This window comes from Streptomyces capoamus (genome assembly GCF_014654935.1).
GTDB classification, from domain to species: Bacteria; Actinomycetota; Actinomycetes; order Streptomycetales; family Streptomycetaceae; genus Streptomyces; species Streptomyces capoamus.
Genome location: NZ_BNBF01000002.1, coordinates 395,123 through 396,398, shown reverse-complemented (window position 1 = coordinate 396,398; position 1,276 = coordinate 395,123). Strand labels below are relative to the sequence as shown.

1 protein-coding gene is annotated in these 1,276 nt (G+C 71.9%); it reads right to left on the bottom strand.

Features of this window, described 5'->3' with window-relative positions; translation table 11 throughout:
• The coding region (locus IE312_RS38890) for a fumarylacetoacetate hydrolase family protein (protein ID WP_229899091.1) at window positions 1–779 on the bottom strand (779 nt) is incomplete at its 3' end.
• Window positions 780–1,276 lie beyond the last annotated feature (497 nt).

Genomic DNA, 1,276 nt, shown 5'->3' with positions numbered 1-1,276 from the left:
GCTTCCAGCGGGGTGATCCACGCCGACACCGAGGTCGCGAAGGACTTGCCGAGGAACGGGCCCAGCGGGACGTACTCCCAGGCCTGGATGTCCCGTGCGGACCAGTCGTTCAGCAGGCACAGCCCGAAGACGTGCTCCCGGAAGTCGCCGAGCGCGACCGGGCGGCCCATCCGGGAGGGCACGCCCACGACGAAGCCGACCTCGGCCTCGATGTCCAGCCGGACCGACGGGCCGAAGACGGGTTCGGGGTCGCCCGGTCCCTTGCGCTGCCCGGAGGGCCGTACGACGTCCGTGCCGGAGACGACCACCGTGCCGGAGCGGCCGTGGTAGCCGATCGGCAGGTGCTTCCAGTTCGGGGTGAGGGAGTCCTCGGCGTCCGGGCGGAAGATCTGGCCGACGTTGCGGGCGTGGTTCTCCGAGGCGTAGAAGTCGACGTAGTCCGCGACCTCGAAGGGCAGGTGCAGGGTCACCTCGGACAAGGGGTGGAACAGCGGTTCGACGGCCTCGCGGTGCGCCGCGTCCGTGACCCAGGAGGTGACGGCCCGCCGCACGTCCGACCAGGTGGCGCGGCCGGCGGCCAGCAGCGGGTTGAGGGTGGGCCGGGCGAGCAGGGCCTGGTGGGACGAGCCGAGCGCGGCGGCCGCGGCACCCGCGTCGAGGACGTGGTCCCCGAGCCGGACGCCGATCCTCCGCTCCGTGCTGCCGGAGGGCGAGAACACGCCGTAGGGGAGGTTGTGCGGACCGAAGGGGTCGCCCTCGGGGACGTCGAAGGGGGGCATGGGGTGCTGCCTCACTCTCATCCGGGCCATGCATGGCAGTGGGTTCCATGTGGTCGGGCCACACGTTACGGCTCACCTGCGTGTCTTGGGCAGTACCTCAGGGACGCACGAAAGGCGCCCTCACCATGCAGGGAGGCTCGTCGTGGCCACCGCGTCGGCGGAGGGGTGACGAACGCCCTGGGCTAGGAACAGCGCGTCCAGCGCGCGGCGCGCCGGACGCGCGGTGGGCCGCGGGCTCCCCGGGCTCGGTCCCGGTTGCGTCTTCGCCGTGGCCGGCCTCACCCCGCAGCGCGCGAACCACCCCTCGCCGGAACGTGGTTGGGCCGAGACGTAGTCGACGGAAGTCCCAGCTGGCCCCGGGGGCACTCGACTTGGGGTGGGGCAGCACACAAGTGCGTGGATTCGGAGGTGAGTCGGCGCGGCACGGGGTCCGTATTCTCTGATCATGGCACCCACCCCGGCATATGCACTGATCGCCACCGACCTGGACGGGACGC